This is a genomic window from Rhodopirellula maiorica SM1, assembly GCF_000346295.1.
Classification (GTDB): domain Bacteria; phylum Planctomycetota; class Planctomycetia; order Pirellulales; family Pirellulaceae; genus Novipirellula; species Novipirellula maiorica.
Genome location: NZ_ANOG01000815.1, coordinates 1 through 6,073 on the forward strand (window position 1 = coordinate 1; position 6,073 = coordinate 6,073).

The window sequence follows — 6,073 nt, forward strand, 5'->3', positions numbered from 1 at the left end:
CATTTTGTATCAGCACCACTTTGATCCTGGGCTCGCCACACCCCCTCGAGTCGCTGTGGACGGGGCATTGTCCACAACGTCTAGAAGAGTGCAGCGAGCCTAAGATCAAATTCTTTAAATCAAAGTTTTCATGCGGCTGCCATTATACCGTTTCGTTTTTTCCTCTATTACAGAAGCATACATCGGAAATTCGGAAAACAGCAGATCGCCAAACTTATTAATCCCCCCATTTCACCGAACTTAACTGCGTGAAATCCTCGAAGTACCCGGAAACCCATTTACAAAGTCCGAAAAACCACTCGATCGACTTTATTTTCCTGGTGCCAACGCAATAAACGCAAAATAGGCAAACTGCGGGCTAAAGGCAGAATGCAATGATGGCCTAGTGTTCAGTAACGACAATCCGTTATGAAGTCCGAACAACCATAACACCCCACCCAGGCGGGCGCGTGACTAGCAGCGATCGGATGAAATGCTAGCAAGATTAATTCAGTTGGATGATTTTACGCATGAATACCAAACCCACTCGATCGACTTGGAAGAACGCTGTCCTTGCGGGGCTGACCTGCAGCACTAGCGTTTTGGCGATTGGATGCGCCTCGACCAAGACCTCTAACACCGCGCGGACTGGTACCGAACAAATCTTGATCTCGGCCGCGATTGATCGTGCGTTCTCGAACGTTCAGTTCAACGAATTGGCGGGCTACAAAGTCTTCATCGACGAAAAGTACCTCGATTCGGTCGACAAAGCATACTTGGTGGGCACACTTCGCCACAAAGTCTTTGAATCAGGCGGTCATTTGGTGACGGCGATCGACAAAGCGGACGTCGTGCTCGAACCGCGCAGCGGGGGCGTTGGAACCGATACACAAGAAAGCTACGTCGGGATTCCCGCGCTAGGCATGCCTGGGTTACCAATCGAACTTCCTGAGATCAAGCTCGCCTCGCGAAACACTCAAATGGGAACCGCCAAAATCGGGCTGGTTTGCTACGACGCGAAAACCGGTGTCGCTCTGGGGGCCGGCGGTGAATCGACCGCATTGACCCACAATAATGACACTTACGTGTTGGGCGTTGGACCGTTTCGCAGCGGTTCGGTGATCGACCAACGCCAAAAGGCGGTCGGTTACAACGGCGTCGGTGGCAGCATCATCAACAAAAGCAAAGTTGCGAAAACGACGCCTATCACGATCATGGATCGCAAAGACGCGGTCATGGGTTCACCATCAACCCCCGCCGCACAAATTGCGGAAACGCCGGCCATGCCTGAATACTTCAATCGCTAACGCGGCATGTAAGAATCCAAGTCGTTTGTTAAGATGCTTGATCCAATCATGGAACGGTTCTCCGGTCCATGGTTGAACGTATTGCATCATCAAACAACAAACTTCATTGGGATTAGCATCGTGTCAAACTTAGCAGGCAAAGTCGTTGCGATTACAGGCGGCGGGACGGGAATTGGCGCGGGGATCGCGCGAGAACTGGCCACCGCGGGCGCCAAAGTCGTTGTTGGCGGACGTCGCACCGAACCGCTCGAGACGTTAGCCAAGTCGATTTCAAGCGAACATCCTGTGCGGACTCACGCCATCGATGTCGCCGATCCCAACAGCATCGCCGCCTTCTTTGCCTTTGTTCGCGATCAAGCGGGCGAGGTCGACATCTTGGTGAACAGCGCGGGAATCAATATTCAAAATCGCACCATGGCTGCGATGATTCCCGAAGACTGGGATCGTGTCATGCAAATCAACGCCTCCGGTGCGTACCGCTGCATGCTCGAAGTGTTGCCGCAAATGCGTGAACGTCGTGATGGCGTTATCATCAATATCTCGTCGATCGCAGGCAAACGCGCTATCTCGCTTGGCGGCGTGGTTTACTGTGCCAGCAAGTTTGCGATGACCGCTCTCGGCACTGCCGTGTCAAACGAAGTCCGCAACGAAGGCGTGAGAGTGACGAACGTCTATCCCGGTGAAGTCAACACACCGATCCTGGACAACCGGCCGGTGGCGGTCACACAAGAGCACAAAGACGCGATCTTGCAACCCGAAGACATCGCGGCGCTGGTCGGCACCATTTGCCAGTTGCCACCGCGAGCTCATGTCCCCGAAATCGTGATCAAACCAACGATCCAAGAATGGGTTTAGTAGTTTAGTAAACGTATTGCAGTCCGAAATGGATGCCGTGCACATAAAACGTCTTGTAATCCATCTTGGAACTTGGCCGCAGCGGATCGGAAACTGGGTCCGCTAGGTTCGATGCCAAATCATTGTCGATCAGCCCCGAGACTTGCAAGGCATCCGTCATCGCGATGATGTGATACCCCACCGTTACGTCAAACCGTGGGAAATAACGCCATCCCAGCGACAGGTCGATTTCGGGAACCCAACCGAACGTATCGTCAGTTCGATTTCCTGCATTGGTGCTGCGAACCAACAAACCATTGGGGTCGGTAAACGTCGGCCCATTGCTGGTTTGGGTCTGTCCTGCCAAGGTCGCTTCGCGTCGCAGATTTCCAGCGGCAATTTTGAACAAACTGTTGAACGACCAACACCCCTCGCGGTAGCGTGTGGCAATTCCGATCTGAGCTCCGTGAAAGTCGTTTTTTGTGTCGAACGAATCGCGAATGGCGATCACCGAGCCGAGCGGAGCAGGGTTGTCGTCGCCCGCGGTCGACGTGCTCGAGGTAACCAGATCTTCGCTCAGGTGCATGTACTGGTACCCGTACAGTAGATCGACCGTGCCGCCGTAGCGTGAATAGGCATGCTGCCGAATCGACAGGTCGCCTCCGTACACGCTGCTCGAAGCATGCACGTTTGCAAATCCCGAATTGGTGAACCCAGGTGTCGCGACAACTTGCGTGTCTTGGCTCGCCGTTTGGCCGGTGGTGACATTCAAGAAAGGTCGTGTGATCACGGAAGTCGTTGATTGGTCGGCACTGAAATTATAGGTCTCATCGCCTGTCGCCCAACCGCGAAACACCATGCTTCGCGACCGGCAATCGTCAAGCCATGTGCCCACGGTCAATCGACCTCCGGCGGTAAGTTCATTCAGGTACTCACCGCCACCCGCCAAGATTCGAGTCGACGCCTGACCGAGTTGCCCCGGGTTGGTAGCCGATTCGGGACCGGTGGTAAACAGCGGCGGTAAATAATCACCGCTGCGGAACATCAGCAGCAACTCAAAATTGGCAAACCAACGGTCGCGGCGGAACACCAAGTTGGCGTTCGCCCAGTGTCCGGGGCCGCAGTGATTGCAACCCATCGAGTCGCATCCAAAGCCGTCACAGCCATACGAAGCACAACTTTCGACACCGCAACCGACGTCCCCATACCCGACGTCCCCATACCCGACGTCTCCGTACCCGCCTTCGTAATAGGGTTCGCCTTCGGACCAAGTTTCAATCGGTGCCGGCCAAGCGTCGTTTTCGACGATGATTTCTTGCTGGCCGCCGTCGTGAGGCGTCGGGTCCATCAACACGACATCATTGTGGCTGACTTGTTGCAGTTTCGCACGGCGTGATAGCAATTGTGGCGCCGTCGCTGGCGAATCGTCACCGGCATCAACGTCACTCGATTCCACGACGTTGCCATGAACGTCTTCGATCGGAACCGGAATCAGTCGCGAATTCGACTGGGTAGCCGACTTTGTGACCGTTGGCGGCTCATAGACGCCACGATCCGGCTTTTTCGTGCGTACTTGAGCCTGCAACCCAGGCGTTCCCAACAATACGCTAGCAATCGACGCAACTCCAAACGAAATCTGGAGAGCGGAACAGCGGATCGTACGCGGCAATTTCATTGCTTATCTTCCGACACATTGAACGAATCATCATCAGTCCGCTGAGTACACAGCGACCCTAGTGAATGTTTCGACAATTCCAATCGTGCCGGTTGAGCAATTCTGGAAAGCTTTAACGGTTATTCGGATTGTGAGGCCGTAGGATAGGCTTCCAGCCTGTCAAGTAGGATAGGCTTCCAGCCTGTCATCGGTCCTCCGCTCCCACTGGTACGGGCCGAAAGGCCCTCGGGGAACACGCGAGTGGCCCCCCGGCCGCTGACGAGAACGTCCGGCTTAGGGTGACTCTAACAACTCGCATTCGTTCTTTTTTTAAGGCCGGAGGCCGGTACAATTCATGCCGGTGGTGTTAACCACCGGTTTGGAATGCAGCAAATCCAAGGCCGGAGGCCGACACATTTACATCAGTCATTGTGTCGGCCTCCGGCCTTTGCAGCTCATTCGCTACATCCCGTGGCCTTACGGCCACGGCAGAGGATATATCGGCCTCTGGCCTAAGCCGGACGTTCTCTGACGCGTCACGGCTTATTATCGCAACGAGGTCGAAAGTCTTCGCGACTTTGCTACGGGTGGCATCAGACACGCTTACTCTGGAAAACGGCCTTGCTGGATCGGTGGAAAATCGCCGGTCAAACCTTCGACCATAAATGCGACCAGATCGGCCTTTTCCTGTTCCGTCAACTTCAGCGGCTTGATCTTGTCGCTCAGCCATTGATTCGGATGTCCGCCGCGATCGTACCACTCGACCACTTCCTCGAGTCGTTTTTTGGCTTCCGTCGTGCATGTACGGGGGCGACGCAGCGACGTTTCGCATCGTGGGTGTCTTGAACGCCCCACGATCCTTCTCGTCTTTGCTGATTTCGAATCGGCCGAGGTCTGGTTTCTCGGCTGCCATCCCAACACCGAGATTGTGGTACTGTTCGTCGGTAAAGTTGCCACCGGCATGACACGCCGTGCAATTAGCTTTCCCGAACGTCAACTTCATTCCTCGTTTGGCCGACTCGCTCATCGGATGTTCGGCCACCCCCTGCTTCAACGCGTCATACTGCTTCTTCAACTCTGGTTCTTCGTCGAGATACTCTAGATCATCCGCGAACGTTTCCTCGAAACGGACCAGCGGAGCGTAGTAGTCATAAGGGGCAGGACCGGTAACGATGGCGCGTTCGAATGACGCCAGCGCCTTGCCAACGTTGTCGATATTCAACCCATCCTCGAAAATTGCATCAAACTGCAACTTGTAACCTGCGATCCCCGACAAGCACTCGACACATCCCGAGTGGGTGTTGCCCATTTCGATCGGATTCGCGATCGGCCCAACCGCTTGTTCTTCGAGTGTTGCGGCGCGTCCATCCCAGAACTGTGCCTTGCTAACAATCCGGTTGTACGAGACAGGTGAGTTTCGTCCCCCCTCTTGTTGGCGGACGCCAACACCAAATTGTGTGTTCGCAGCGTAGCCTTGGTCGGGATCGTGGCACGACGCACATGACACGGTGCTGTCGGATGACAAGCGGGGATCAAAATACAATTGACGTCCCAGCTCGATCTTGGCTCGCGTCATCGGGTTGTCTTCGGGGATGAACACGTTCGCACTGGCTGCATCGAGTCCGAGTGGCAACTTGACTTTTAATTCCTCATGATTTTCGGGCTTGGCGAGCCAAAGTTTCAGCTCTGCCGCCGTCAAATCACCTTCGCCGGGAATCCCCGTCAACAAATTCCCCTGACCCAGCGTGACTTCGTTCGATCGGGGTGCCGCCGAGACGGATTCTTCCGCCCAACTGTTCGTATGCAGCAAGCCAAAGCTCAATAAACAGAAGCTCGACGACAGCAGGGTAAGCCGGGACACCCAGGCAAACGGGGAACAAAATTTTTGTTGGTAGGTAGAAGGTCGCATCAGCGGCGTCTCTCGATTATTCGCAGGGGGGTTTAGGTAGGTTGTCTTAGTATAACTACCTTTTCCAAGCACTTCACCATGGTGTAGGACGACAATACGTGCGTGCAATTTTGAATTCACATGCTTGAAATCAGAGGGGTGGGATCGTCTCGGTGGTCCCAATCATGAAGGATGCTTAACAGAACGGATGCTCAACAGAATGGAGCCCTGGCGAAACTCAAACTCATTTTGTTGTCTCGCCACCTGCCCCTCAGCGGGACGTGTCGGGTACAATTGCAGCGGAACGCAAAACGGGTCGTCGACATCCGGACTATTCGTTCCAGGCTATTCATTCGGGGCGAATCGTTCCGTCAAACAAGTCCGTAGAACCAGATTTTACGCCTGTGACTC

General features: G+C 54.4%; 4 protein-coding genes. 2 read left to right on the forward strand and 2 right to left on the reverse strand.

From position 1 onward, the window contains the following. Window positions 1-509: 509 nt before the first annotated feature. Window positions 510-1,286, forward strand: a complete 777-nt coding sequence (locus RMSM_RS26625) for a DUF6655 family protein (protein WP_144057983.1) — start codon at window positions 510-512, stop codon at window positions 1,284-1,286. Window positions 1,287-1,319: 33 nt separating this feature from the next. After that, the gene (locus RMSM_RS26630; RefSeq protein WP_008704095.1) at window positions 1,320-2,141 is read left to right on the forward strand and encodes an SDR family oxidoreductase; all 822 of its coding nucleotides are present in this window, start codon (window positions 1,320-1,322) and stop codon (window positions 2,139-2,141) included. A gap of 4 nt (window positions 2,142-2,145) precedes the next feature. Here the strand turns inward: RMSM_RS26630 and RMSM_RS26635 are convergent, their stop codons facing one another. Together RMSM_RS26635 and RMSM_RS26645 are read right to left on the reverse strand one after the other, a co-directional pair. Then, window positions 2,146-3,795, reverse strand: a complete 1,650-nt coding sequence (locus RMSM_RS26635; protein WP_008704096.1) for a BBP7 family outer membrane beta-barrel protein — start codon at window positions 3,793-3,795, stop codon at window positions 2,146-2,148. Between the two features lie 346 nt (window positions 3,796-4,141). After that, on the reverse strand, window positions 4,142-5,683 hold the full coding sequence (locus tag RMSM_RS26645; protein ID WP_236622312.1) for a cytochrome-c peroxidase: 1,542 nt from the start codon (window positions 5,681-5,683) through the stop codon (window positions 4,142-4,144). Window positions 5,684-6,073: the final 390 nt, after the last annotated feature.

Bases quoted from the DNA above. Each gene is read 5' to 3' on its own strand.
- RMSM_RS26635 (WP_008704096.1), bottom strand. From the start codon at position 3,795: ATGAAATTGCCGCGTACGATCCGCTGTTCCGCTCTCCAGATTTCGTTT.
- RMSM_RS26645 (WP_236622312.1), bottom strand. From the start codon at position 5,683: ATGCGACCTTCTACCTACCAACAAAAATTTTGTTCCCCGTTTGCCTGG.
- RMSM_RS26630 (WP_008704095.1), top strand. From the start codon at position 1,320: ATGCTTGATCCAATCATGGAACGGTTCTCCGGTCCATGGTTGAACGTA.
- RMSM_RS26625 (WP_144057983.1), top strand. From the start codon at position 510: ATGAATACCAAACCCACTCGATCGACTTGGAAGAACGCTGTCCTTGCG.